The sequence below is a fragment of the Jannaschia sp. 2305UL9-9 genome (assembly GCF_041403465.1).
In the GTDB taxonomy this organism is placed as follows: domain Bacteria; phylum Pseudomonadota; class Alphaproteobacteria; order Rhodobacterales; family Rhodobacteraceae; genus Jannaschia.
The window spans coordinates 744632-768901 of the sequence record NZ_JBGEHM010000001.1 but is presented as its reverse complement, the minus strand read 5'-3'; the positions used below and the strand labels follow the sequence as shown (position 1 = coordinate 768901).

General features: G+C 59.5%; 27 protein-coding genes and 3 pseudogenes. 18 read left to right on the top strand and 12 right to left on the bottom strand.

Annotated features, from left to right (window positions below; all coding sequences use genetic code 11):
• Positions 1-44 precede the first annotated feature (44 nt).
• From V6N07_RS03740 to V6N07_RS03720, 5 genes are all read right to left on the bottom strand, one after another.
• Complete coding sequence (locus tag V6N07_RS03740) at positions 45-1232, bottom strand: terminase TerL endonuclease subunit (RefSeq protein WP_371154146.1); 1188 nt, start codon at positions 1230-1232, stop codon at positions 45-47.
• Positions 1233-1752: 520 nt separating this feature from the next.
• On the bottom strand, positions 1753-2334 hold the full coding sequence (locus tag V6N07_RS03735) for a hypothetical protein (RefSeq protein WP_371154144.1): 582 nt from the start codon (positions 2332-2334) through the stop codon (positions 1753-1755).
• A 3-nt stretch (positions 2335-2337) separates the two neighbouring features.
• A complete protein-coding gene (locus V6N07_RS03730) occupies positions 2338-2739 on the bottom strand; it encodes a hypothetical protein (protein WP_371154142.1) in 402 nt (133 codons plus the stop codon).
• 72 nt (positions 2740-2811) lie between these two features.
• On the bottom strand, positions 2812-3042 hold the full coding sequence (locus tag V6N07_RS03725) for a helix-turn-helix transcriptional regulator (RefSeq protein WP_371155379.1): 231 nt from the start codon (positions 3040-3042) through the stop codon (positions 2812-2814).
• Positions 3043-3165: 123 nt separating this feature from the next.
• Entirely contained in the window at positions 3166-4344 is a 1179-nt protein-coding gene (locus V6N07_RS03720) for a tyrosine-type recombinase/integrase (protein WP_371154140.1), read from the bottom strand.
• 511 nt (positions 4345-4855) lie between these two features.
• On the opposite strand from V6N07_RS03720, the gene V6N07_RS03715 reads away from it, so the two are divergent.
• The 4 genes from V6N07_RS03715 to V6N07_RS03700 all read left to right on the top strand — a co-directional run bounded on the left by V6N07_RS03715 (position 4856) and on the right by V6N07_RS03700 (position 8063).
• The gene (locus tag V6N07_RS03715; protein ID WP_371154138.1) at positions 4856-5881 is read left to right on the top strand and encodes a hypothetical protein; all 1026 of its coding nucleotides are present in this window, start codon (positions 4856-4858) and stop codon (positions 5879-5881) included.
• Between the two features lie 6 nt (positions 5882-5887).
• A complete protein-coding gene (locus V6N07_RS03710) occupies positions 5888-6706 on the top strand; it encodes a site-specific integrase (RefSeq protein ID WP_371154136.1) in 819 nt (272 codons plus the stop codon).
• 359 nt (positions 6707-7065) lie between these two features.
• Positions 7066-7434 (top strand): helix-turn-helix domain-containing protein, encoded by a 369-nt coding sequence (locus V6N07_RS03705; RefSeq protein ID WP_371154135.1) that lies wholly within the window; start codon positions 7066-7068, stop codon positions 7432-7434.
• Positions 7435-7553: 119 nt separating this feature from the next.
• Complete coding sequence (locus V6N07_RS03700) at positions 7554-8063, top strand: metallophosphoesterase family protein (RefSeq protein ID WP_371154133.1); 510 nt, start codon at positions 7554-7556, stop codon at positions 8061-8063.
• A gap of 103 nt (positions 8064-8166) precedes the next feature.
• Here the strand turns inward: V6N07_RS03700 and V6N07_RS03695 are convergent, their stop codons facing one another.
• The 7 genes from V6N07_RS03695 to V6N07_RS03665 all read right to left on the bottom strand — a co-directional run bounded on the left by V6N07_RS03695 (position 8167) and on the right by V6N07_RS03665 (position 14233).
• Entirely contained in the window at positions 8167-8418 is a 252-nt protein-coding gene (locus V6N07_RS03695) for a hypothetical protein (RefSeq protein WP_371154131.1), read from the bottom strand.
• A gap of 73 nt (positions 8419-8491) precedes the next feature.
• Positions 8492-8899, bottom strand: a complete 408-nt coding sequence (locus V6N07_RS03690) for a hypothetical protein (protein ID WP_371154129.1) — start codon at positions 8897-8899, stop codon at positions 8492-8494.
• Complete coding sequence (locus V6N07_RS03685) at positions 8896-9285, bottom strand: hypothetical protein (RefSeq protein ID WP_371154127.1); 390 nt, start codon at positions 9283-9285, stop codon at positions 8896-8898. The genes V6N07_RS03690 and V6N07_RS03685 overlap by 4 nt, the downstream gene beginning before the upstream one ends.
• A gap of 265 nt (positions 9286-9550) precedes the next feature.
• Positions 9551-11053, bottom strand: a complete 1503-nt coding sequence (locus V6N07_RS03680) for a hypothetical protein (protein WP_371154126.1) — start codon at positions 11051-11053, stop codon at positions 9551-9553.
• A gap of 1 nt (position 11054) precedes the next feature.
• Positions 11055-13328: a hypothetical protein gene (locus V6N07_RS03675; protein WP_371154124.1), complete on the bottom strand. Its 2274-nt coding sequence runs from the start codon at positions 13326-13328 to the stop codon at positions 11055-11057.
• 234 nt (positions 13329-13562) lie between these two features.
• The gene (locus tag V6N07_RS03670; protein WP_371154123.1) at positions 13563-13796 is read right to left on the bottom strand and encodes a hypothetical protein; all 234 of its coding nucleotides are present in this window, start codon (positions 13794-13796) and stop codon (positions 13563-13565) included.
• Entirely contained in the window at positions 13793-14233 is a 441-nt protein-coding gene (locus tag V6N07_RS03665) for a helix-turn-helix domain-containing protein (protein WP_371154122.1), read from the bottom strand. Before V6N07_RS03665 ends, V6N07_RS03670 begins: the two co-directional genes overlap by 4 nt.
• 179 nt (positions 14234-14412) lie before the next feature.
• On the opposite strand from V6N07_RS03665, the gene V6N07_RS03660 reads away from it, so the two are divergent.
• The 14 genes and pseudogenes from V6N07_RS03660 (at position 14413) to V6N07_RS03595 (ending at position 24245) form a co-directional block, all read left to right on the top strand.
• Positions 14413-15513, top strand: coding sequence for an AAA family ATPase (locus V6N07_RS03660; RefSeq protein WP_371154120.1), 1101 nt, complete (start codon positions 14413-14415; stop codon positions 15511-15513).
• A 130-nt stretch (positions 15514-15643) separates the two neighbouring features.
• Entirely contained in the window at positions 15644-16288 is a 645-nt protein-coding gene (locus V6N07_RS03655) for a hypothetical protein (RefSeq protein WP_371154119.1), read from the top strand.
• Positions 16289-16681: 393 nt separating this feature from the next.
• Positions 16682-17797: pseudogene (locus V6N07_RS03650) on the top strand (N-6 DNA methylase); the annotation flags it as partial.
• Between the two features lie 40 nt (positions 17798-17837).
• Positions 17838-17951 (top strand): annotated as a pseudogene (locus V6N07_RS03645) (hypothetical protein); the annotation flags it as partial.
• Positions 17952-18092: 141 nt separating this feature from the next.
• Positions 18093-18509 (top strand): hypothetical protein, encoded by a 417-nt coding sequence (locus V6N07_RS03640; protein WP_371154117.1) that lies wholly within the window; start codon positions 18093-18095, stop codon positions 18507-18509.
• Positions 18510-18530: 21 nt separating this feature from the next.
• Positions 18531-19121, top strand: a complete 591-nt coding sequence (locus tag V6N07_RS03635; protein ID WP_371154115.1) for a hypothetical protein — start codon at positions 18531-18533, stop codon at positions 19119-19121.
• A gap of 5 nt (positions 19122-19126) precedes the next feature.
• Positions 19127-20404 (top strand): restriction endonuclease subunit S, encoded by a 1278-nt coding sequence (locus V6N07_RS03630; RefSeq protein ID WP_371154114.1) that lies wholly within the window; start codon positions 19127-19129, stop codon positions 20402-20404.
• 42 nt (positions 20405-20446) lie between these two features.
• Positions 20447-21295: a type I restriction endonuclease gene (locus tag V6N07_RS03625; protein ID WP_371154112.1), complete on the top strand. Its 849-nt coding sequence runs from the start codon at positions 20447-20449 to the stop codon at positions 21293-21295.
• Positions 21296-21310: 15 nt separating this feature from the next.
• Positions 21311-21901, top strand: a pseudogene (locus tag V6N07_RS03620) (DEAD/DEAH box helicase family protein); the annotation flags it as partial.
• A 108-nt stretch (positions 21902-22009) separates the two neighbouring features.
• Complete coding sequence (locus V6N07_RS03615; protein ID WP_371155378.1) at positions 22010-22429, top strand: hypothetical protein; 420 nt, start codon at positions 22010-22012, stop codon at positions 22427-22429.
• Positions 22430-22432: 3 nt separating this feature from the next.
• Entirely contained in the window at positions 22433-22840 is a 408-nt protein-coding gene (locus tag V6N07_RS03610; RefSeq protein ID WP_371154110.1) for a hypothetical protein, read from the top strand.
• Between the two features lie 77 nt (positions 22841-22917).
• Positions 22918-23217, top strand: a complete 300-nt coding sequence (locus V6N07_RS03605) for a hypothetical protein (protein ID WP_371154108.1) — start codon at positions 22918-22920, stop codon at positions 23215-23217.
• Complete coding sequence (locus V6N07_RS03600; RefSeq protein ID WP_371154106.1) at positions 23210-23536, top strand: hypothetical protein; 327 nt, start codon at positions 23210-23212, stop codon at positions 23534-23536. The genes V6N07_RS03605 and V6N07_RS03600 overlap by 8 nt, the downstream gene beginning before the upstream one ends.
• Positions 23526-24245, top strand: coding sequence for a M48 family metallopeptidase (locus tag V6N07_RS03595; protein ID WP_371154104.1), 720 nt, complete (start codon positions 23526-23528; stop codon positions 24243-24245). The genes V6N07_RS03600 and V6N07_RS03595 overlap by 11 nt, the downstream gene beginning before the upstream one ends.
• Positions 24246-24270: the final 25 nt, after the last annotated feature.

The following is a 24270-nucleotide window of genomic DNA, read 5'->3' as shown; positions in this document are numbered from 1 at the left end:
TTCGTTCCATGCCCGGGTCTTGAGCGGGCGCGTGTCTGTGCGGCTCATAGGATTTCCACTTCGTATTCGGGTTGCACGGTGTCCCGCGCCCGCAAGAGGGCGGAACAGGCCAGCACCAGCGACGACACGACGTCGATGCGGGCAGTCTGGTGCGCGCGCTGAAGCTGGCAGGCCCCGGTGGTCGAGACCTTGACGTCCGCCTCCGCCAAACTGCCCTCAAGCAAGAGGGACCGGTCCATCTGCAAAGCACCTGCGATGAACAAGCGGCGCGTGGCGCGTATGTCTGCGTCCCCGTCTTTTGGTCCGGTCCCCCGATAGATCACGGGCCAAGACAGCCGCGCCCGTGCCATGGCCGTCTCAAACTCCGCTTGGCGGTAACGGTCACAAGACACGCTGCGCACCGGGTGCGGGCCAATGCGCTGGATGAGTTCGGGCAGGAACTCCGCAAGGTCAGACACGGACCCGCTTGTCTCAATAATCTCGCCTGCCTCTGCGCAGCGAGACCAAAGGTCGCCCACCATGTCCCGCTTGCCGCGTTCCAGAAGGGACAGGGACGCGCCGGGGAACGCGCCAAGGACCTTCACGATCCCGGACGTCTCGTAGGCCACTGTGGCTGCCGTCATGGACGCAGACCCGCCAAGGTCGATCCCGATATGGACAGGCTCACCCGGAATGGGCTGTGGGCCAGGACGGTAGGCTTTCTTAAGCGTGTCGTAGTCGATCAAGAGTTCCCGGCCCGGTGCCAATGGCAGGTTGAGGTGCCACGCCTGAAACTCTGTCGTGCTGCCCGATTGCTCGGCCTTGGCGTGGGCATCCTGCATGAACCGCACGGACTTAATCGTGCCCAAGCCCGGGTTAGCTTTGCCCCAGACGGCAGGGTCACCGGGGTCATCATCCTTGTCGGCTGCGTAGAGCGTCACGTGCGTGCGCTTGTCAGGCTTGTCGATGAGGTCGTTATAGGCGGGGCTGTCACCACGGGTGCCCGTAAGGACCAACTGCCCATCTTTGGTTGCCAGCGCGTCGAAGAACCCGGTGATGAGTTCCGCTTGGTTGCGCGTGATGAGGCCACCTTCGTCAATAACAGCAAGGTCTAGGTCCGCGCCGTGGCCCTGCGCACGGGTGCCCGTATTCAGTGAGACCGTAGCACCGCCCATAATGAGGATACCGGGTTTAGGATCGCTTTTGCGCGTGAGTTCCTTTTCCCGGCCCGCCGTCTCAAGAATGGCGTGCATGGCTTTGGCGATGTAGAGAGCGTGCTTTTCAGACGGTGCCGCCACGGCCCCGCTAAAGTTCCGAATGTGGATAGGGCTGTCCGGGCACATAAAGCCTAGCAAGAGGGCACCCAAGAGCGTGGACTTGTCCAGTTTGCGCGGCGTGCTGAAAATGAGGGTCCGCCATTTGGGGCTATCCCCATCCCGGACCAAGGCTTCACGCACAAAGTCTAATTGGAACGGGTGCAACTCAAACGGCTGCCCTGCACTGATACCAGCCGGAATGCGGAACGTAGACCGTAGCCAATAGGAAAAACGCACCTCAATAGGGGCGCGCTTTCTAAGCCTTGTAGCCGTGCGCACCGGGTGCGCTATCGTCGCTTGAGCGTTTACGCGAGATAATCCCTACTCCACATGACCTCCGCTCCGCCCGTGGGTCACAGATAGGCGGACAGGGTTTCCCTTAATGGGGTAGGATGGAATGGGATTGGAATAGAACGACAATCAAAGCAATGTAGCGCGTATCGGTCACTCGGGCACGTCAGGACGCTAATAGCCCCTTAATCTCTTTGCCCACATCTCGCATAAAATCGGGTCGCGCATTCTTCATCTCTCGGCGCAGTACCAAGCGGGCGCGGATGTGCACCTCTTTCTCAAGAGCATAAAGCGGTATCCACCTACGGCCTTGCTTGCGCGCAATGATGAGGTTGCCCTTGCGGCTGGTAATCACACGTGCATCCTCCCACTGTCGGGCGCGCATCCGCTTAGGCTTGCCGCCTGTCATTGCGGCGGGCAATGGGACCGTGAGATACCGCTTGTTCTTCACACGCATCACGCCGCCGTATTCTTGCAGGCCAAGGCCACGGGTCAAAGTAACCGTGCCCGTCACCTCACTGTCCGACGTGTCCACCGTGTAGTCTTCAAGTCGCCGCTGCCCCTCGCTTCCCGCGCGGGTTCGTTTCGCCACAACACTTGTCACGCGTTCCAGATAAGCGTCCATGGCACGTCGCCCCGCTTCGATCATCGCGGCGTCATCAGCGCGGGACAGTTCTTTCGCCCGCTCACGAAGTGCCGCACCCGGTGCGGTAGTGGTCCGTCCATTATGTCTGGTTGTCAGTTCCATGGATCATGCCCCCTTAAAGAGGTCGTTGTTCCGAATGCGGTAGGTGACAAGAAACTCTACCGTGCCCCGCGCTTGCTCAGACGGCGCGTAGGGGTTCGGTTCCGCCCCGGTGGCGCGTATGTCCATGGTTAGTGGAGCGCCGCCGCTGCCCGTCCCACCCTCTGTCAATCTGCGGTCACTGCACAGCGCCTTGATGAGGTCCGCCGTCGTGTTGTTCACCACTGTGGCCGCTTCCTCCTTAGGACCGGTGTTCACCGCAAAATCCAAGATGAGGGCGCATGTCACCTGCGTGTTGCTGGCGTTTGCGGTGTAGTCCTCGCGGCCCTCAAGGACGGCCAAGGTCGATCCCTGCGCCACGTCATCATCCGCCGGGATTTCTGACCGGATCACACTGTCAAACTTCACGGTCTCAAACTCTTGCGCTTTTGGCGCGGCGGACCACCTCTCGGGTGATACGTTCACGGATGGAATTGGTGGTCATGGTCTAGGCCTCACACGTTTGCGGAGGCGTGGTTGCGGCGCTCTACTCTTGTTCGCCGCTGCAACTATCACTGCCTCTATTTCAGATTGATACCAACGGGATGAACTACCAATCTTAATTGGTTTCGGAATGACGTTTTCATGCACCCACCGCCAAAGCGTGGAGCGGCCACAGCCAAGAATTGAGGCGGCTTCTGTATCACGAATTAGTTGTCGATCCGATTGCATTAGTGTCACCATTGGAAAGGGTGATACCGTTTTGAATTTATTGGGGCGAAAAGTCAATAAATTATATTGTCAACCAATTGGTCGACATTATTTATCGCCACTAATGCAAGATAAATGCCTGACCTAGTTGGGTATCCAATTTTTACTTGTGGAAAAGCGACCCCAAGTATCCATCAATTCACGCCTGCGCTCGAATAAATCGCTTCGCGCATAGGCCTTGCGGACCTGATTTTTCTCGACGTAGGCAAGAGCCTTGTCTGCAAGCATCGTATCGGCAACGCCGTTGTCATCTGTCCAATCTTGAAAACAAGAGCGAAACCCGTGTGCTGTTATGTTGTCGCGTTCCATGCGCTTGAAAATGGATTTGAAGGCCATGTCAGATAGAATTTTCCCACGCGGGTTAGGAAAGATCAATTCTGTATCCAACCCTTTTACCTTTTCGAGGACGGCTAAGGCTTCCTCTGATAGTGGCACACGGTGTTCTTTGCGCCGGTCTACTTTGCCTTTCATGCGCTCTGCCGGGATGGTCCACACTTTTCTGTTCCAGTCAATTTCGTCCCATTTTGCGCCGCGCGCCTCAATAGAGCGGCACGCATTTAAAATTAGCCACTCAAGGCATCGGGCGGACGTGCCGTCACGGGTTGCCACATCTGTCATGAACGCGGGCAGTTCCTTCCAAGGCAGGGCGGCGTGATGCTTGGTGTCACGGCTATTGTCGCCTAAGACCTCCTCCACACCTTCCACCGGGTTGTTATGCGGATAATGACCTTCAACGCTGGCCCATTTGAATAGCTGCGAAAGACGTGAGCGCACCCGGTGCGCAGTGTCAGGTTTCTTGAACCAGATCGGGGACAGGACCTTCTTAATGTCCCGGGACGTGACTTCGTGAATTGGCATGTGCCCAATCACAGGAAGCACGTCTTCGTTCAATCGGCTTTCCCAAAGGTCGCGGGTGCGCTTGGACAGGTTCTTGCTTGCCTCTGCAAAATGCAGCCGTGCCGCTTGTTCCACAGTCTTGACGCTGGCGTTTGCATCCCGTCGTTTGCGAATGAACGTCTCGACGCTTTCCCCGGCCCGCGCCTGAGCCTGTATCTCTGCTGCCATCTCGCGCGCTTCTGCCAGTGTCACAAAATGGGCGGAGCCAAGCCCAAGGTCATGACGCTTGCCGCGCTGCATAATGCGCATGATCCAGCTTTTAGCATCTCCTTTGCCTACGTGGTGGTAAAGGCCACCTCCGTCTGCGTAGCGACCCGGCTCTTTCAACGCTTGAACCTTTTTGACTGACAGCAGGTATCTCGGCATGGTGTTCCCTCAGGCTTCGCTTCACAACTTTCCCCACAAAAAGTGTGGGGAAGCGTGAGAATGCTTGAGATTGATAGAGGCGATAGTTCTCAAAATAGCAAGCAAAAACATCATCATACGGGGTTATTCTAGACAGGTCGAGACAGCGGTTCGATCCCTACCTACGGAGCCAATCTCTCCTAAATCACTGAAAAGATTGTAACTTATGTGACGTGAGTCGCAAAGTGCCGCTCATGGCACGATTCCTGTCCCCCCGCCTGGCACAAACGTTGGCACAGGAGTCGGAGGCATGCGGTCCCAGGTCTCGGCGCAATCACACCTCGAATACCGGTCCTATAGCTTTCATTGGCGCCGCCGTTGGCCGCGTCGATTGTTGAAGACCTGCACCCCATCGAGAAAGTTGGCGCTCGTTTTCCCTCTTCGCACTCACGTCCTCACCGACGCGAGGGTACTCGCTCAGAAGCTTACGCTTCTCAGCGACGTCGCCTTCGCCGGAGTGACGGAGAGAACGATGGCAATCGCAACCGACATCATGGAGAGGCTCCTCGTAGAGCTCTGCCGCTTGCTGATCGAAGCGGAAGATGTGCGGCGCGAGGAAGCTCCTCACCGGAGCGCAGAAACCGCAGCCTATGATCTTGCTTGCGCCAACGCCGCCGTCGAAACGCTGCGGCAGGCCATCACGCTCCGGGATCGCGAGCTGGCGCGCAATCCCCTTCGTGAGGTTGCTGCACGGCTGAATATTGCCCTCGACGAGGCCGACCCAGACTGGGGGCGGCTTGCTTTCCGTGCTCTTCGGGTCATGCTTGACGCGGAACAGGAGAACCTGCGCCGGGACCACGGCATCTTCGAGGAGCCCACTGCGGCGTTTCGAACGGCTCGGACTTTGCTTGAGACGAGCAATATTTCCAGCCAGCCCGTCGCTCTGCCGAGGCATTCAGCTCCAGTGACGCCCCGCGCACTGTCTGCAACGCCCTGCTCGGCACCCGTGCCCATTTCTGTGCCAATGCCGACCGTAGCTCCTCCCACCTCGGCAGAGCCGGTGCCTTCTGAAACCGCCCCCGCAAAACCGGCGGCGGCCGTCGCCGCGACTGAAGTCGCGCAAGTGGCGTCGACATGCCCCGATATCAGGACTGGCGCAGGACGCTACATCGAGGAACGCTGTAAGGGCCACAGTTCCTTCGAGGCCAACGAGCAACCATGCGCGAAAACGGGAGAAAGCTGGAGCCGCAACTCCGCGCCAAATGTCCAGTCGACCGCATCCCTCTTCGCCCGTATCTTCGGCGATAAGCCTGTCGCCTTGATCTCCGATGAAGAAATGCAAGCAGCATGGGGGATCGTCGCTCGCCTTCTCCACAATTACCAGGGGAAGACCAGCAAGATGTCACCGCAAGAGGCGGCAGATAACGCCGACGCGACCGAGCAGCACAATGCTGCAATCACCAGGGCCAAATTGGAGAAGCAAGGTGCGAGCCCGAGCAAGATCGAGTTTGAAATTCTGAAGGGACGCATCCCGCGTCTTCGGACCGCAACCATCTAACGCCACATGCAAGATCTCAAGCGCATTTGTCACTATCTTGTGAAGCGCGGCCACCTCTCAAAGAACATCATGGAGGATCATATCTGGCGTTCGAAGGAGAAGAAGCGCCGTGAAATCCTTGAAGAGGATAACGAGCGGCTGACCTGGGCTGGCAAGCTAAACGATCTTTTCCGCACTCCAATCTACCAGTCCAAGCTCCAAGACGTCGGCGACCCGATGTTCTGGGCGCCATTAATCGCGCTTCACATGGGCCTTCGGAGCGAAGAGATCCTCCAGTTGTATCTCGATGACATCCAGGTGATCGACGACATCCCCTGCATCGTGCTGCGTCAAGGGCCCGGGCAGCATCTCAAAAGCGACGCTTCGCGGCGGACTGTGCCGATCCATGACAACCTCCTGAAGCTGGGGTTTATGCAACTCGTCGCCCTTCGTCGGCGTGAGGGAGAGCCCCGACTGTTCCCTTGGCTGGAACGCAGTCAGTCAAAGAAGACCTTTACGGAGAATTTCTCGAAGCGCTTCACGAAATACCGCAAGGACCACGGGATCTACGATCCGAACCGGGATTTCCACAGCTTCCAGCCCACCTTCAACGATCTGGTAATCCTGGCCGAACGGCAGGAATCCCACAGACGGGCGATTATGGGCCACGTTCAGCATGACGTGGGTATCACAAACTACAACCCGAGCGGTTTCTCAATTAAAACCCTCCGGGACTGCGTAAATGCTGTAGATATCGACGTTTCCATGATCCGCTCGCCCTTCACGGAGACTGCTTCGGCAAGCGTGACCGAGCTGTCAACTCATCGCACCAAGAGTTCCGCCTGATCACCGACGTTTTGCCCGCAGCCTGTGTGAGCTTGATCGCCTTCTCGCGAGCCTCCTATGCCGCACGCGCAAGTGGCAGACGCCTCTATACCTGACATGCGCGCACACTTTCTCGGGCACGTCACGCGGCCCGTAGAAGGCGCTTCCGTTGGACGTCAAAGGCCGTCGACGAGGTCGAGCGCGGCGCCGAAGCTGTCGTCGGCAGTCCTGAATCGCGGCGCAGGATGGTGTCCACGCCCATCGTTATTAGATCCTTCCGCTTGGCCAGACTGGCCGAGCGCAAATCAAGAACATCGCCAGCGGCTGATAGAATCATAGCAAATGTGGTATACTACGGCTCCACGATGGAGATTCTGGTCATGGCCAAGAGTTACAAATCCCTCCGAGACGCGCTCCATCGCGCGCATCCGCAGCTCGCGGAGCACCAAGCCAAGAACGCCCGCAAGCGTGGGATCGCCGTGAAACTACGCGCTCTGCGCGATGCACGAGGACTAACCCAGGATGAAGTCGCTGCGGCAGCAGGTATGACCCAATCGGTGGTTGCAAGGCTTGAATCCCGGTCCGGGCCCGTGCCAGGCCTCGAGCCAATCGAGCGCTACGTGACTGCGCGTGGTGGCGACTTCGCGCTGCTTATCTCGGACAAGCAGATTGATAGCGAAGATGCCTTCAACGATGCATTCGCAAAGGCCCGTGGCCGCATCAGTTCGGATATCGACCTCGATGTTTAATAACGCGAGCCACCAGGCAACTCCTCGATGAGGGGGCAAGAGAGCAAGATGAGCGCCTACTCAGTTTCATGAAGCCGTCCGCATTCTACTGTAACCCGCCATCGACAGGACTTCCTTCGATGACCGCCGACGCTTCCACGGTGCATTCTCTTCGCCCGCCGTCTTGCGAAGAGCTTGTCGGCGTCATCTCCGATACTCACGGCCTGCTCCGAACCGAAGCGCTGGAAGCTCTTCAAGGCGTCGGCCACATCCTGCATGCCGGAGACATAGGCGATCCAGAACATCTCGACGCGCTCAGGCGCATAGCGCCTTTGACGGCAATGCGCGGCAACATCGATCGCAGTCCCTGGGCTGAGGACCTGCCCAAAACGGCGAATCTCACGATCTGTGGGCTGCATATTTACATGATCCATGACCGTAAGGATCTACAGGTTGATCCGGAGACCGAAGGCTGGGATGTCGTGATCTCGGGCCATTCGCATAAGCCAAGCATTGAAGAGACCGGCTCCCTTCTCTGGCTGAACCCCGGGGCAGCCGGCCCACGCCGCTTCCGGCTGCCAATCGCGCTGGCGTTTCTTTGGGCGAAGGGTGGCCGCCCACGTGCCATGATCCACCATTTGCCTGTTTAGACCGCCGCTGATTAAGCGTGAACATCTGGACTGGCCATTCGGACGAACGTCACATAGTTGCCTTTGCCGCGGGCAGCTGACCACCCGCTCGCGCGGGGCATTCCTACCATAGGCCCGAGAAGCGGGGAGTGCTTTCGCAGAGGCAGGACCAGGCCCTAAATCTTGCGTGGTTCGACATTCCATCCCACGCGTTCACAAGCGCGATGACCGTGGCCGTATAGAATTCCGTTGCTTCGCCTTCGGCACCCGGCTCCTCGTCTGGCGTCGACCAGAGCAACGCCCCGCCATAGTAGGCCTCGAGACGATGGGTTTCGATGGTATGCACGATACTGACGTTCTGGAGATTTAGTTGCATGCGATTTTTTCGTCATGATGTTTCAGGGGCCGCCGGTCGGATAGACTGGCGGCGCTGATGTTCACGGCGAAACCTATGTATCGAACAGCGCGTTGGCGATCGCATAGGCCCGAGCGGCGTCGAGGGCGCCCTCTATATTGGATGCGAGATCCACAAGCTCCTCGAGCACCACATAGAAAACGCCGGCGCGCTGTGACGGCACGGGAACCCGATATCCGCAATTCGGATCGTGCTCATGTCCGCGCCAAACAAAGGTGGTTTTGTCGCTGGCCAAGCGATCCAGGAGAACGATGAATGCTTCGAGGTCGCGCAGGAAAGTCTCACTTATGATCGAGCCTTCTGCAATCCGATTGGAAAGCTCCGAAGCAAAGCTCCGCTGAGTAGGATCGAGAAGCGCGATGATCTTATCGTCGAGACATTTACGCACAAGGCGAGATTGGCCGAGAGCGTCGGCGACGTGTTGGCTGACCTTGTCCATCATGACACTTCCTGGTTCAGCGCGGCGGCATGAGCGCGCAGCACCTTAAGTCCTCGCTCGAGGCCCTCGGCACAGAGGCGCGTATCCTCCAAGCCAGGATCATCAGGATGCACTGCAATAAAGTATAGTGCCTCCTCGCCATTTAGGTCGTCGATGTATTCGAGGGTCATGAGCCGGTGCAACTTAGCGAGGTCGGCCCCGAGTTCCTCCGGCTCGACGCCGAAATCAATAGCGTCGATGACTGAAATCGCCCGGTCTTCCCCACGTTGACCGCCGAGAAGCTGAGCTGCCGAAACAAGCTTGTCCGCATCAGCGCGGAGCCAGTCGATGAATTCCTGTCGTAGTTTGGCGGCCTGAAGCGCGGCGCGCATAGTTGTGTCGTGGTTCATGTTCGGTCTCCTTCGAGAACCCGGGAGTATCCCCGGTCAAGACCGCACCGCGCTTCCGATCCGGTTTAAGTTATCGTAATTTCCTTTCCTCTTCAGCAGCCGAGGCTGGCTTGGTCGGCGCCCTCAAAACGAAGGGCACCGATCAAGCCGGCTCGGGCCTACCTGTCTTTCTGATAGCCAATAGGGAGCCGTCACCCTTCCCATCCCAAAGCTGTTTATCGGCGCCCCGTTCCCTCCGATGGCACCTGGGCGTCTGTCGAAAACCTCAGGTTCCCCTGTTCGGGTTTGCACAGCTGCCAGGAACTGCTCCCTGATAATCCTTGATGTCGCGCGGAGATTTGGCCGGGGCCTTCGATCGCCGCCTTTTGATGCTTTTACGGGAAGTAATGGGAGTGGTGTCTGCACGAAGCTCCGCAGCGTTGCTCGTGGTCGCAGCACCCAGCCGTCGGGATGCGACTATCTGACCGGCTCGGCGCGTATAGTCAGGCGTAACGGCACCACTGCTGTGATTTAGGATGACGCTGGCCAGACCTGCTTCCTCTGGTGCTGTAGCAACGATGAAATTGCCTACTGAATGCCGGACCGCATGTGGGGTGACCCGAACCTTGAAAACCGGGTCGGTGAAGTCACCGAGGCATTTCGAAAGCTGAGCTCCTTTGATCGGCCCACCGCGTTCGCCCACGAAGAGCCGGGTCTCGGCCTGAGCTGCGACGACTGCGCGATGCAGCCGGACATAGCGACCGATCGCGTCGATCAACGTCGCGCTGAAAGCGCGTCGATCGACATCGCCTTCCTTCGTGGCCGAAGCATCCAAGCATAGCCCAGCGAGATCGTCCAACAGGCTGCTTCGCAATTCGATCTCTGCACAGCTCGTGATCCGGACCGGCGCTTCGGCAAGCAGGATCATTGTCAACGCAGTGCGCGCTTTGGTATGCGCTGCGATCAGCTCTCTTCTATTTTGAGCTGCCGCATGAAACACGTCGGCCTTGTCGAGCAGCTGCTGTCCAGCAGCTCGCAGTTCGGCAGCGTCGATGGAGCGCGAAGCGTTGCGCGACCCATGTTGGTGGGCAAGCTTTTTGAAGCGGTCTCTCGCGGTCATCAGCCAAAGCCAGGACCTGGTCGGCCAGATCGCCGGCGCCAAACCTGATAGTGCTGCTATGTCGACAGCGACACCGCCCAGACGCCGATCGCCGCTCTCCACGCGACTTTGGTCCTCCCGCAGTTTGATCCGCACACTCGTCGGCGTGATGTCGACTGCGAGATCGCGGGCGCGGTAGAAGTCGAAATGCAGTGCGGCGGCTTCGAGGCGCCGCTTGATCGTGCTCGATGCCGAGGCCTGCACGAGGATGCCGTCACCGATCTCGGAATCGTCGACATGGAGGAGCGGCTTGGCGGCAGCGCGCCAGTCGTCCGGAAACCTTGCCAAGCTGCGTGCGATAGTCGCACGCAGCTGCTCGCGCTTGTCCGGTCGCTCCGTTCGGCGGTTGTCTTCCTTGTAAAGTGACGCGGCCGCATTCGGGAAGGCGATGGCCAGGGCCTGACGCACCGCGTTGCGGATCTCCTGGGACAGCCCTTCCGTCCGCTCCAGCCAGGTTTCGCGAGAGACGTCCCGCGAGCACGCGCCGAGGTCTTGCGAGATCTTCAGCCAGCGCCCCAGGGCTCCGGCGAGACGCGTCCTCTGGGCCGTGGTGAGCGGATGGCGTTCGAAACGATTCCGCAGGTCTTCCGGCCAGGATGACGATGGTAGGGTGAGCCTGTGCTTCGGCATGTCAGATGTCCTTTCCGGTCTGCGGATCGACGAATTTGAAGGTCACGGTCGCGAGCACCTGACGCGCCTGCCTCTCGAGCAGGTGGATGTAGCGACGCTGGGCAATGATCTTCGAGACTCCAGCGTAGTATGCCTGCGTCGTCGTCAGGCGCTTGTGGCCCAAGATTTCCTTGACCAGCGACATCGCGGAGGGGTCTTGGTCGAGGATAATCTTCCCCGCGAGGTGACGCATCACATGCAGGCAGAGGTCCAACCCGCAATGCTTCTTCAAGTGCTTCTTAAAACTGGTGTTGAGCTTGGCTTTGGTGATGAAGCCGCGGCCAGTCGCGTAGCCGCCATCCTCGGGCTTGCGCCCGTCGGCACCGGGGAATAGGTCGGGGTTGTCGGCCGAGGCTTTCGCCAGCTTTTGGGCAACAGGCAGGAAATGCTTGATGTAGTATTTCAGCATCCGGACGGTTTCACGGTCGATCCGGACATGGATCTCCTTCAGTGTCTTGCCCTCGTGCGCGGGAATGATCAGCGTGCCCTCTCCGTCGCCTTCGGGCAGGATCAGGTGACGATCGTCGCCCACGTGGCGGTAGCGCGCGTGGTTCGTGCGCCGGACCGGCGCCACGTATTGCCCCATCCGCGCGATGAGTGCGTTGCGTGCGAGTGCCACGTGAGTGGCCAGCGGCTCGCGTCCGCGCCGGATCGGGTCACAAGCGAGACCCCACAGGACCGATGGCCCCTCGAACCATCGTTTGAGACGTAACGTGTCGGCGAATTGCGACAGCATAGTGGCGTGGCGGCTGCCGATGCGCCGTTCGGCATAGACGCGCTTGAAGCCACCATCTGCGGCCCGTTTCATTCCAACTACGTTCGGGTCGAGCTGGCGTTTCAGCTCCTCGACCGCCTCGAGCCGATCGGCGGCGATGGCAAGGGCGCGCCCGACCGAACAGAGTGCCTCCACCAACGTGTGCTCGTAGCGGCCTTTCACCTTGGGATCGAAGACAAGCCCCCGAGCCTCATCCCGCTTTCGACGTGCGCTCCGGACGGCTGCCACTAAGGCCGACACGACCGGCTTGCAGAACAGATCATCGAGGACGTCCGGCTTTGGCTGAATCCGCGGGTCCTGTTCAGCGGCGTGCCAGGCGCGCTTGACCGCATCACACCAGTTCTTTTGGGTGCCCGGCTCCAGGATCGGCGCGGCCGCCGTCTCGCCCTCGGAGAGCGGGTCCCCGAAGGCGATGCCGAGTTCGGCGTATTCCGGATCGTCGTCCGGGACGAGGTCGCCCCAGTCGCCGGGGTTGCGCGCGGAAATGGCTGTCTCGAGGAAGGCGTCCAAGGGCGACCGAATAGCTTTCGGGACTGCTTTCCATGCCACATCCTCCTGCCGGTGCACGGGCGCTCCCGGCAATGGAAGGTGCGGCCCCTCGAGACCGGTCTCGACCGCGTAGTTCCATCGCCGAAAGGCGGCGCGCAGCTTCTCGATATATGCGGGCGTGTGCGTCGCCAGCTCCATGGCAACGAAGGCTTCGGTGAGTGCGCCATCGATCTCGACCGGGGTGATCTCTTGCCCCGCGCAGAATCCGGCGAGGCGTCGCAGGATCGCGGCAGCGCTCTTTTCGTGCTCCTTCAGCTGGGGGTCGAGGATCGCGAGGGTCTGCTGCCAATGTGACGGCAATGTCGCTGGAGACGTCTCGCGCATGCCAGTCGTCAGCGGATCGACGAACCGCACGACCTTGCGGATAAGCGTCCGCTTATTTTTCAGGGTCCTCAAGCTTTCGACGCGAAATGTTTCCGGTGTTGCTGCTTGCAGCAAAGGTTCGATTGCGCCGGCGGTAGCCGGGAGATCGTCGAGGCTGCCGTCCTCCGATGCCGCCAGAGCCTCGAGCGCCGCAACAGCGCGGCGCGCCTCGTCGGCACCGAGGCGGAGGCTGGCTGCGGTCGCCGCATCCGCGCAGGTCGGAATTCGGGACCGGAGGCGGAGAGCGAGCCACCGGAGCGGGAGATCGTCCCAGATCCGCAAAGCGCGACGCACGTCGCTGACCACTTGAACCCAGCGCTCGCCCGTTGCGGCCTTGATCCCGGCATCAGGCGCCGCGATCAGCTGCCGGAGCCGACCGACAGGCAGCTCACCGTCTTCGCCCGAGGCCCCGCAGAGCAGTGCGAGGCTGCCCAAGGTGGCCTGGCGAGTGGACGCCTTCATGTTGGTTAGCCAGAGGCAGCGGCGCAGATCCGCGGTATCGCCGTCTTCGGCCACGAGGTCGGCACATTCGAAAGTTTCATGTTTCATTGTCTGGTCCGTTCTTTTTGTTTGGGCTTGTCGCCCGGTTTCGAGGTCCCGACGCGTTCCGAAAGACGCCGACGGGACCTCGAAATCGGCGACAGGGGTGGTCACCACCCGCCGTGGTTGGACATCCTGCGACGTGGGCCGACATCCGCCGCCGCCGGGGGACTTAGGGTGGTCTGCACGCCCACGCCGTGGAGACCACCCTTAATCCCCCGACGATTTAATCCTCTGATTTAACTATTTGTTTTCTTCCGCTTGCGCGAGGCGGCAAGAAATACGCCAGTTCTCCATCATCGCATCGGCGATGCCCTGGAACTCCCAGATATGGAAAGCGGTCAGCATCCACCGTCCGGAGGCCTTCGACCCGCGAAGTTGCGCGGCTTCGAGGTAGCGGAGCACCTGCCGTTCAGAGCGCTCCAGAACCGCCGCGGCTTCGGCCACGGTGAAGGTTCTATCAGGTGCGGTGATCATGCCGATTTCTCGCCTCTGGCATTTCGCCCTATCTCGATCGGCGACCAGCGGAGCGAACGCCCAACACGGACGGATGTCAGCTTCCCTGTTGCCGTCTTTGCTCGGACGTCATCGGGCGAACAGCCAAGCTCCGCGGCAACCTCGTGCAAGGTCATGAGAGCTTGGGGCCGCGAAAAATCGAAACACCGTTGCAGGTCGACGGGCATCCCATCGAACGGCACCGCCAGCGCAGAACCGATGCGGACAGCACTGAGGTCGCCCTTGTCGATCAGCCGACTGATCGTTCTCGTCGAAACCGCCAGCAGGCGTGTGACTTCGCTGAGCGCGAGCGGGCGTATGAAATGTTTTTCATAGTTTTTCCCTTGGTTTGGTTGCCTCAAGTCAGACTTAGGGAAAAACGGACCGCCCCCAAAATCCGTGGCGATAAAGTGCAGCACTCTGCCCGGCGGACATACAGACACTCCCCCTTCAGTGGGTGTCTGTATGTCCGCCGGGCGCGAAGCCTGATCGACTAAACTTTTTCTTGTTTCGGTTTTTCGACGTCCACCGGCCGGACCTATTTCCGGACTGTCCGCGAGACGGACAGTCTCACAAAGAGCCATGAAGGACGGCAAAAATGCAGAACATCCATCCTATCCCCGCAGCCCCTCTCGATTTCGATGACCTTTACCGGGATGCCAGGGCCCACACCCCGAACCTCAATTGGAATTACGCCGCGAAGGGGTGGCTGCGGCGGGGTGAGACTTCCGTGCTCTTCGGCCCGTACAACTCGGGAAAGTCGGCGCTGGTTTGTCACCTCGGGAACTGTATTGTCACCCACCAACCCTTCTTCGGGGCCAGGGTGCGCCAAGGCATCGTTCTCCATGTCGGAGCCGAAGCTCCGGAATCGGTTTTGGATCGTATGCAGGCTTTCGATTTGCGCTGTGCTGCCGGAGCACTTCCTTATATCGTGCGCATGAAGTCTGTTGACCTATCCATGCGGAACCAAGTTGACAAGTTCGTCGCGGAGCTTGAGCAGCTGCGCCGCGATTGCAGCCAGCCGATCGTCCTGATCGTGTTCGACACGTTGGCGCGTTCCATCGGCACCACGGACGAGAATTGCGCCAGCGCGATGACGGGTATCGCCGATAGCGCTGGTCACATCGCACGCCAGATCGATGCCTATGTGATGCTTGTTCATCATACGGGGAAGGACGCCGAACGGGGCGGCCGCGGTGGCTCCGCGTTGCGAGGGGCCGTTAATACCGAGATTTCGCTCTGCCCGCACAAGGGGGCGATCGTGCGAGTGACCCACGAAAAGCAAAGGTCCATGCAGAAAGGCGAAGCTCACTACTTCGAGACCAAGGCCATCATCCTGGGCCAGGATGAGGATGGCGACGACCGCACCACCGTCATTGCCGTCGAGAGCAGCAAGCCGTCGGAGAAGGATAGCGCAGACAACCGCAACGCTGCGTCGAAGTATGACACCGCAGTTCTAACCGCGCTCAACATCCGCCGTCTTACAGGCTTTGGAGGCGCCGACGCCATCCAGACGCGCGACATCCTCGAAAGCATTCCACCCGAGATCTTTGGAGCGATGTCGCAGGAAAACCGCATGGCCACCATCCGTCGCGTGCTCACCCGCCTGTCCAACCGCGTGTCCCCCGTGGTCGAAAAAGTAGGCAAGGATTGGCGCTTGATTAGCTGCGGCAGCCACGGCGTCCCTCCTCAGCCGTAGTATTTCGTGTGAACGGCAATCGACCAATCTTCCCCACAATTCCCAACATCCAACCGGGTTTGACAAACCTGGTTGGGCAAACTGAAGGACAAACTTGCGATGACTAAGTCAAACAGTCACAAAAAAAACGATGGTGGGCGCCCCCCCCAGCTACGACCCCAACCTCGTGCACGCAGTCATTCCCGAGGGCTTGAGCGAGGGAATTCCCGCCGCAGACCTCGACACTGCATACGTCAAGGACAAGCTGGTTAAAGAGAAGGGCGTAAAGAGCACGATCCGCCCGGAAACTCTGAAAGGGCACGTCGAGGCAGCGCATGCCGAGATTGCAGAGGCAGAGAACAAGAAGTTGTTGGCTGTATTACCTGACGGAGTTGAATCTGCGGTGAACGAAGCTGTTGCTGCGGCCGGAAATGAACTACTCCTCATGGTGGCTCGTCAGCATTCGAATGCGCAAGCGCTGGCAGAATCGGCCTGTGACGAATTGCGAGCAGACAAGCGCAATGCGCAGTATCGCATTTCTGAGCTGGAGGGCGAACTCGCCAAGGTGAAAGAGGAACGGAAGGCCCTCGAGGATCAACGGCATGCTCTCGCCGAGGAACTCGCGGCAGCGCGAGAGGAGCTTCGCATCGCACATTCCGATTTGAAGCGCCTCGGCGACCAGCCCAACGGCATCGACCGCCTCCTTGAGGAATTGCGCAACCCTGAAGTCCGCGACGACATTCGCGCGGCTCTGTCAGAGATCGTTACCAATCCCGCGCCTCTTCCCGCGAAATAGCAGCAAGGTCGTTCCATGAAAAAGCGGCCGCCCCACGGGCGGCCGTTTCGTATTTCGGATGCAGGTATTTTCCGGCGGAGGCCAGAAGATAGATAGAACCGAAAAACGGGTCACTCAAGATTCGCTGCTGGGACGCCTTGGCTGTACAAATTTTGCACTGATGACGCGGATGACCGTTCCCCCAGCCGTCACCGACGATCGACATCCACAGCGCTCGAGCCATGGTTTGATCGCACTGTAACCTCCGAGCCCTTCGACACCCATATTTCTCGTCCCAGAGATGGTCTCGTCTGCCACCGTCTTGTAATCGAACGATCGATCGGTTCATGTTTCGTGTGAAATAACAATGCTGCCGGACCCCACCGGCGCACACTTCTCGAGAAAGGGCAGTCAATGGCCATCAAGAAAAGCGACATTTATCGATCCCTCTGGGACAGCTGTGACCAGCTCCGCGGCGGCATGGATGCATCCCTCTACAAGGACTACATCCTCACGCTGCTTTTCGTGAAATACGTCTCTGACCGTGCGGGCCAGCCGGATGCCCTGATCGAGGTTCCAGAAGGATGTTCGTTTGATGACATCCGCAAGCTCCGCGGGACCAAAGAGATCGGCGAAGGTATCGACACCGCCATTGCAGGGATCGCCGAAGCGAACGACCTGAGGAACGTCATCGACCGCGCCTACTTCAACGACACCGAGAAGTTCGGGCGCGGTACCAAGATGGTGACCACGCTGACGGCGCTGATCAACATCTTCAGCCGCGAAGAACTGAACTTCAGCCGGAACCGCGGAGATGGCGATGACATCCTGGGCGATGCCTACGAATACCTGATGCGGAACTTCGCGACCGAGTCCGGCAAGAGCAAGGGCCAATTCTACACGCCCGCCGAAGTCTCCCGAGTGGTCGTCGCCGTTGCGGGTGTCAATCGCGCCACCAGTCCCAAGCAGACCGTCTATGACCCCACCTGCAACTCAGGCTCGCTGCTTCTGGAGGCCGCTGACGCCGCCGACGTCAGCCTCACCATCTACGGTCAGGAGATGGACATCACCACGCGCGGCCTCGCCAAGATGAACATGATCATGCATGGGCGCGAGGATGCCGAGATCGCTCAAGGTGATGTCATCGGCGAGCCGCAGTTCAAAGCCTCCGAGACCGAACTCCAGACTTTCGACTTTGTCGTCGCCAATCCGCCGTTCTCCGCCAAGGCGTGGGGTTCGGGCCTGACCAGCGACAACCGTTTCGGCCGCTTCGATCTCGGCACGCCGCCGGAGAAGAACGGAGACTTCGCCTTCCTGTTGCACATCCTTGGCTCGATGAAAGCGACCGGCTCCGGCGCTGTCATCCTGCCCCATGGCGTGCTCTTCCGGGGCAACAAGGAAGCCGAGCTCCGCGAGAAGATCCTCAAGCGCGGCTACATCAAGGCGATCATCGGCTTGCCCGCCAACCTCTTCTACGGCACCGGCATCCCGGCTTCGATCATCGTGCTCGACAGATCCGGCGCCTGCGCCGAGCGCCCCGTCTTCATGATCGACGCCTCCCAAGGGCTTCATCAAGGACGGCAACAAGAACCGGCTGCGAGAACGCGACATCCACAAGATCACCGAAGTCTACACCAAGCAGGCCGAGATCGCAGGTTATTCACGTCTCGTCCCCTACGTCGAAATCGCTCGCAACGACTTCAACCTCAACATCCCGCGCTACATCGATGGCTCCGAGCCCGAGGATCTTCAGGACATCGAGGCCCACCTGAAGGGCGGCGTTCCGAACCGTGACATCGACCTGCTGTCCGAGTTCTGGGACGTCATGCCGGGCGTGCGCTCCACACTGTTCGGCTCGAACCCACGCCCGGGTTACTCAGACCCCCTGGTCGAATCCCAGGAAGTCCGCACCACCATTCGCAACCACTCCGAGTTCGGCGCCTTCCGTGACCGGGTCCACGCCATTCTCGACGGCTGGGCCGGGGCGAACGCACCGCTGATGGACGGCATCCAGGTGGGCGACCAGCCCAACGAGTTGATACACACGATCTCCGAAGACATGCTGGTCCGCTTCGCCGAGGCGCCGCTGATCGACCAGTATGAGGCCTATCAACGACTCATGACCTACTGGGCCGACACCATGCAGGACGATGTCTTCATCATTTCCCACGACGGCTGGGAAGCGGCCAAGGAGCTGCGCGAGGCCCGCAAGGAGACCGACGCCAAGGGCAAGGTCAAATAGCTGGAAGAGGCCGATCTCACTGTGAACAAGGTGCGCCTCGTAGCCGATGTCATCCCGCCCCGGCTGATCGTCGCCCGCTTCTTTCCCGAGATGCAGCAGGCCGTGGACGACGCGCAGGCCAAGGCTGAAGAGCTGGGCCGCGAGATCGAGGAGCTGATTGAGGAACACGGGGTTGAGTGCGGCCTTATGGCCGAGGCGATGACCGAAGCAGGAAAGTTGACCGCCGCCTCGCTCAAGGCGCGGCAGAAATCGGGAGAGGCCGAGCCGGAGGAGGTCGAATTGCTAAAGCATGCCTCCAAGATCATGTCGGCCGAAACGGCGGCGAAGAAGGCCACCAAGGAGGCCGAGGAAGCGCTGACCGAGGCAACGCTGAAGAAATACCCCGAGCTGACCGAGGACGAGATCCGCACGCTGGTCGTGGATGACAAATGGCTGACCGACATTGCCGAACTGATTGAGGCTGAAATCGAGGCGCGGACCGAGCAGCTAACCGCCCGCGTGCGGGTGCTGACGGAGCGGTATGGGCACACGCTGCCTGAAATTTCCGATCGCATGGCCGCATTGGAGGCTAAGGTTTCCGCACACCTCGCGGCTATGGGTATTTCCGCGTGAACAATGTGAGTGACCTCGTCACCCGCTGGCATGTCGGGCGGATTCATCCAACGCCTGATGTTGAGCCGGACGGCTGGACGCTTGAGAAGCTGTGCGACAATGCTCGCCTCGAAAGCGGGCATACGCCTAGCCGGAATCGTCCTGACTACTGGGACGGCGGTATTCCTTGGCTCTCCCTTCACAGCTCCAAGACCATCGAGGGCAAGACGCTCTACAACACGAAGATGACCGTGTCCGCGCTCGGTCTCGCGAACTCATCGGCGCGGCTCCTACCAGAGGGCACTGTCGCGTTGTCGCGAACGGCCACCATCGGCAAGGTCGCGATCTTGGGGCGCGAGATGGCCACGAGCCAAGACTTCGCCTGCTACATCTGCGGGACGCGCCTGCTGAATTCTTACTTGGCTCATCTGTTCAGAGGCGTGGAGGCCGAGTGGGAGCGCCTGATGGCGGGCAGCACCCACAACACGATCTTCATGCCGGCCTTCGAGAACATGCAGATCCTCCTGCCGCCCATGAAGGAACAGGAGGCCATCGCTGAGGCGCTTTCGGATGCGGATGCGCTGATAGAGGGGCTGGAGCGGCTGATCGCCAAAAAGCGGCTCCTCAAGCAGGGCGCGATGCAGGACCTCCTGACCGCCAAGCGCCGCCTCCCTGAGTTTTCGGGGGAGTGGGTGAAGCGAAAGCTTGGGGACTACGGAAAGTGCCTTCGCGGAGTAAGCTATGACGGGCAGGCCGACCTTTCCGAAACAGATACGTCTGGCACCGTTCGGCTGCTACGCGCCAACAACGTTCAGGAAGGCCAAATAGTATTTTCGAACATGCAATTTGTGAACTCAGCTCGGGTCGGACAACATCAGCTTCTCCAAGACGGTGACATATTGATTTGTATGGCAAATGGTAGTCGGGCGCTTGTTGGCAAGTCTGCAAAATTCAGCAGACCCGACGAGATGGAGTATACATTCGGGGCCTTTATGGGTGCCTTTCGCATGACTTCCGACGCTTGTAGCGGTCGGTATATCACCCACCTTCTCCAATCAGATCGTTACCGGCGCATACTCGGCGTTATTCTTTCAGGCTCAGCCATCAACAACTTGGCTCCCTCCCAGATTGAAAATTTTAAATTTTCTTTTCCAGTCAACAAACTGGAGCAGGAGGCAATTGCCGATGTTCTCGACGACTTGGGCGCCGAAATCCAAGCCCTCGAAGTCCGCCTCGAAAAGGCGCGTCAAGTGAAAGAGGGCATGATGCAAAACCTGTTGACCGGACGGATCAGACTGGTCTGACGACAATTTTCAAAGTGCGATTTTAATGACGGAGCGATAGCCATGAGCATTATTGGAGAGGCGGAACGCAGGGCGCAGAACCGGGTCATCGACCTGCTATGCGGGGACAAATCCGGCTCTCCGGGCGGCCTTCACTGGCGCTATCTGGGCGACTGGCAACAGCGCGAGGGCAACGCCAATATCGGAGCGGCGTTCCTGCGCCCTTGGCTCCTCAAACGCGGGTATGCGCTGGAAATCGTCACCCAGGCCATCACACTGCTCAAACGTGAAGCGCGGATGGATGGGACGAAGCTCTACGAGGCCAACCAGAGCTTTTACGAAATGCTCCGCTATGGTGTCGCCATCGCCCCCGGCCCGGGTGAGGCCCCCGTGACCGTCCGCTTCATCGATTGGTCTGATCCCGGCGAGAATGACCTGGGCGTCGCCGAGGAAGTCGCCATCAAGGGCAAGGATGCCAAGGCTTGGAACAAGCGGCCCGACCTGGTCCTCTATGTCAACGGTATTGCGCTCGGCACCGTAGAGTTGAAGAAATCCACCGTGGGTGTGGGCGAAGGCATCCGCCAGACGCTCGACTACCAGCGACCCGAGTTCATCCGGCACTTCTTCACCACGGTGCAGATCACCTTCGCCGGTAATGACAGCGAGGGGTTGCGCTACGCCCCGATCCAGACGCCGCAGCCCTACTGGCTGGCATGGAAGGAAGAGAGTGAGATCACGGCCCGCCTCGACAGAGACGTGACCCAGATGATAGCGCCCGCACGGTTCCTCGAGCTTATCCACGACTTCACGCTGTTCGATGGCGGCACCAAGAAGATCGCTCGCCCGAACCAGTATTTCGCCGTGAAGGCCGCGCAGGAACGCGTGCGAAGCGATGAGGGCGAGACCAGATAGCAGACCCAGGGTTCGGGCAAAAGCCTGATCATCATGATGCTGGCGCGCTGGATCAGAGAGACTTTGCCCGACGCGTGCATCTTGGTGGTGACGGACCGCAAGGAACTGGACCGCCAGATTTCTGAAGACGTATTCGGGGGCACAGGCGACAAGGTCCGCCGTGCTCAGTCTGGTAACGACCTGATGGCAGCGCTGGCGGACCCGACCGACCGTGTCGTCTGCTCGCTCGTCCACAAGTTCGGCAAGCGCGAAGAAAACGAGATGGCCGAGCTGATCTCGGACATCCAGAACGCCAAGATCGGCGCGCCGGTCGGAGATTTCTACGTCTTCATCGAAGAGGCACACCGCACCCAATCGGGAAAGCTCGCCCGGGCGATGCGACAAGTGCTGCCAGAGGCAATGTTCATCGGTTTCACCGGAACGCCGCTGCTGCGCTCGGACAAGGAAACATCGCTGGAAACCTTCGGGCCGTATATCGGCAAGCCCTACCGCTTCGACGAGGCGGTCGAGGATGGCGTGGTTCTGGACCTCCGCTATGAGGCGCGAGACATCGACCAGCGGATCAGCGCCCCGGAAAAGATCGACGCCTGGTTCGAGGTCAAAACCAAGGGCCTGACACCGATTGCAAAGGCGGCGCTCAAGCAGCGGTGGGGTACATTGCAGCGGGTGCTGTCCAGCCGCGACCGGCTGGAGCAGATCGCCAACGACATCATCATGGACATGGAGATGAGGCCGCGGCTGAACGCGGGCATGGGCAACGCCATGCTCGTGGCGGGTTCGATCCCCGAGGCGTGCAAGTTCTTCGAGATATTCCGGAAATCTGGATCAGTTCTCGCCGACAAATGCGCCATCGTAACTTCTTACAAGCGCGTCGCATCCGAAATCACCGGCGAAGAAACCGGGATGGGCGAGACCGAGAAACAGTATGTCCATCGGGTCTACACCGACCTGCTGGGGGACACCGCGGAAGAGGAATACGAGGAGGAGGCGCTGCGGCTGTTCAAGAAAGAGCCGGGGCGGATGAAACTGCTGATCGTCGTCAGCCGCCTGCTGACGGGCTTCGACGCGCCGACAGCGACGTACATCTACATCGACAAGCAGATGCGCGACCACGGGCTGTTCCAGGCGATCTGACGTGTGAACCGTCTGGATGGCGATGACAAGGATTTCGGTTACATCGTCGACTACAAGGACCTTTTCAGGAACATCGAGAGCGCAGTTGACGACTACACCTCGGAAGCGTTCGACGCCTTCGACAAGGAAGATGTCGAAGGTCTCATCACAGATCGCGCGGAACAGGCTGACCAGGATTTACGGGACGCGCGTGATGTCTGGCTGGGTCTCATGGATGGTGTCGAGCAACCGAAAGGTGATGACGAGATCTTGCTTATTTCTCCAGCCCCCAAGGCATTAAGCACGACCCTGAGGCAGAGGGGAAGGCGCGGCGGCGCCAGGCGCTCTACAAGATCTCCGGCCGCTACGCCCGCGTCTACGCAAACATTGCAGCCGAGCCTGAAGGCTCAGGCTTCAACGACCTGGAGCTGAGTGAATACCGCCGCGAGGTGGAGCGCGCCATCGGGATCAGGGATGCTGTCAGGCTGCACAGTGGTGATGCCGTAGACATGAAGCTCTATGAGCCAGCCATGCGCCACCTGATCGACAACTACATCCGCGCCGAAGACTCCGAAGTCATCTCCCATCTAGACGACATCAGTCTGATCGACCTCGTGGAGAGCAAAGGGGCCGCAGCCGAAGATGATCTGCCACCGGCTACGAAGCGCAAGCGCGAGAATGTAGCTGAAGCGATCGAGAACAACGTTCGCAAGCTGATCATCGAAGAAACCCCCGTCAACCCGCGGTTCTACGAGAAAATGTCCGAGTTACTGAAAAATGTCCGAGTTACTGACGGACCTGGTGCGTAAGCGACGCGAAGAGGCCATTGAATACGCTGAATACTTGGAGCGCATCGCAGCCCTCGTGCAGGATGCAAAGGCGGGCCATGGCGAGACGTATCCATGTTCCATCAAGACCGTAGGTCAGAAAGCCCTGTTCGATAACCTCGACGGCGATGAGCCGTTGACTTTGGAAGTCGATCAGGCAGTCAGGCATACGGCGCCGTTTGAATGGCGCGGCAACAAAATGCGAGAGAGGAAAGTCCGACGTTGTCTTGAGCAAGTGCTGGAAGACCCGGACGCAGTGGAGCGGATCTTCGAGGTCCTGAAGAACCAAGGTGAATACTGAGATTTCCGAGATTGGTGGCATAAACGTCGAGATCGTGCGCAAGCAGATCAGGAACCTGCACATTGGCTGTTATCCCCCGGAAGGGCGCGTCAGAGTCGCCGCTCCGGAGCATGTAAGCGCCGATGCCATCAGACTTGCGGTCTTGAGGAGAATGCCTTGGATAAGACGCAAGCAGGCGCAGTTCCTGGGTCAGGAGCGGCAACCGCCACGCCGCTATGTCTCTGGGGAAACCCACTTCCTGTTCGGCAGGGCGATGCGGCTCGAAGTTCGGTATTGGGGCAAAAAAGGGCATCGGATCACCCGGCAGGGTAACGACCGGTTGCAGTTGGACGTCCCCGTCGACAGCAGCTCCGAGCAGTCCCAGCTATGGATGGAAGCATGGCTGAAGCGAGAACTCCGGAAGCTGGCCGCGCAACGTATACCGATCTGGTCAGCACGAATGGAAGTCAGCCCCAAAAAGTGGGGAATTCGACCGATGAGGACCAAGTGGGGCAGCTGCAATCCCGATAAGGGCATCATCTGGCTGAACTCGGAACTTGTGAAAAAACCGAAGCGGATGATCGATTATGTCATCGTTCACGAGCTCGCTCACCTCATTTCTCCCAAACATGACGGGCTTTTCACCGCTGTTCTGGATCGTGAGCTGCCAACATGGAGATCCATGCGGCAGGAGCTGAATTCCCTACCTCTGGCAGCATGGGAGGGTTGAACCCGAGATTAGCGCGCACGGGCGA

Bases quoted from the DNA above. Each gene is read 5' to 3' on its own strand.
- V6N07_RS03705 (WP_371154135.1), top strand. From the start codon at position 7,066: ATGGCCAAGAGTTACAAATCCCTCCGAGACGCGCTCCATCGCGCGCAT.
- V6N07_RS03670 (WP_371154123.1), bottom strand. From the start codon at position 13,796: ATGATCACCGCACCTGATAGAACCTTCACCGTGGCCGAAGCCGCGGCG.
- V6N07_RS03715 (WP_371154138.1), top strand. From the start codon at position 4,856: ATGGCAATCGCAACCGACATCATGGAGAGGCTCCTCGTAGAGCTCTGC.
- V6N07_RS03615 (WP_371155378.1), top strand. From the start codon at position 22,010: ATGGACATGGAGATGAGGCCGCGGCTGAACGCGGGCATGGGCAACGCC.
- V6N07_RS03625 (WP_371154112.1), top strand. From the start codon at position 20,447: ATGAGCATTATTGGAGAGGCGGAACGCAGGGCGCAGAACCGGGTCATC.
- V6N07_RS03735 (WP_371154144.1), bottom strand. From the start codon at position 2,334: ATGGAACTGACAACCAGACATAATGGACGGACCACTACCGCACCGGGT.
- V6N07_RS03675 (WP_371154124.1), bottom strand. From the start codon at position 13,328: ATGAAACATGAAACTTTCGAATGTGCCGACCTCGTGGCCGAAGACGGC.
- V6N07_RS03740 (WP_371154146.1), bottom strand. From the start codon at position 1,232: ATGCACGCCATTCTTGAGACGGCGGGCCGGGAAAAGGAACTCACGCGC.
- V6N07_RS03605 (WP_371154108.1), top strand. From the start codon at position 22,918: ATGAAGCTCTATGAGCCAGCCATGCGCCACCTGATCGACAACTACATC.
- V6N07_RS03690 (WP_371154129.1), bottom strand. From the start codon at position 8,899: ATGATGGACAAGGTCAGCCAACACGTCGCCGACGCTCTCGGCCAATCT.
- V6N07_RS03695 (WP_371154131.1), bottom strand. From the start codon at position 8,418: ATGCAACTAAATCTCCAGAACGTCAGTATCGTGCATACCATCGAAACC.
- V6N07_RS03700 (WP_371154133.1), top strand. From the start codon at position 7,554: ATGACCGCCGACGCTTCCACGGTGCATTCTCTTCGCCCGCCGTCTTGC.
- V6N07_RS03720 (WP_371154140.1), bottom strand. From the start codon at position 4,344: ATGCCGAGATACCTGCTGTCAGTCAAAAAGGTTCAAGCGTTGAAAGAG.
- V6N07_RS03660 (WP_371154120.1), top strand. From the start codon at position 14,413: ATGCAGAACATCCATCCTATCCCCGCAGCCCCTCTCGATTTCGATGAC.
- V6N07_RS03725 (WP_371155379.1), bottom strand. From the start codon at position 3,042: ATGCAATCGGATCGACAACTAATTCGTGATACAGAAGCCGCCTCAATT.
- V6N07_RS03710 (WP_371154136.1), top strand. From the start codon at position 5,888: ATGCAAGATCTCAAGCGCATTTGTCACTATCTTGTGAAGCGCGGCCAC.
- V6N07_RS03685 (WP_371154127.1), bottom strand. From the start codon at position 9,285: ATGAACCACGACACAACTATGCGCGCCGCGCTTCAGGCCGCCAAACTA.
- V6N07_RS03680 (WP_371154126.1), bottom strand. From the start codon at position 11,053: ATGCCGAAGCACAGGCTCACCCTACCATCGTCATCCTGGCCGGAAGAC.
- V6N07_RS03640 (WP_371154117.1), top strand. From the start codon at position 18,093: ATGCCGGGCGTGCGCTCCACACTGTTCGGCTCGAACCCACGCCCGGGT.
- V6N07_RS03655 (WP_371154119.1), top strand. From the start codon at position 15,644: ATGGTGGGCGCCCCCCCCAGCTACGACCCCAACCTCGTGCACGCAGTC.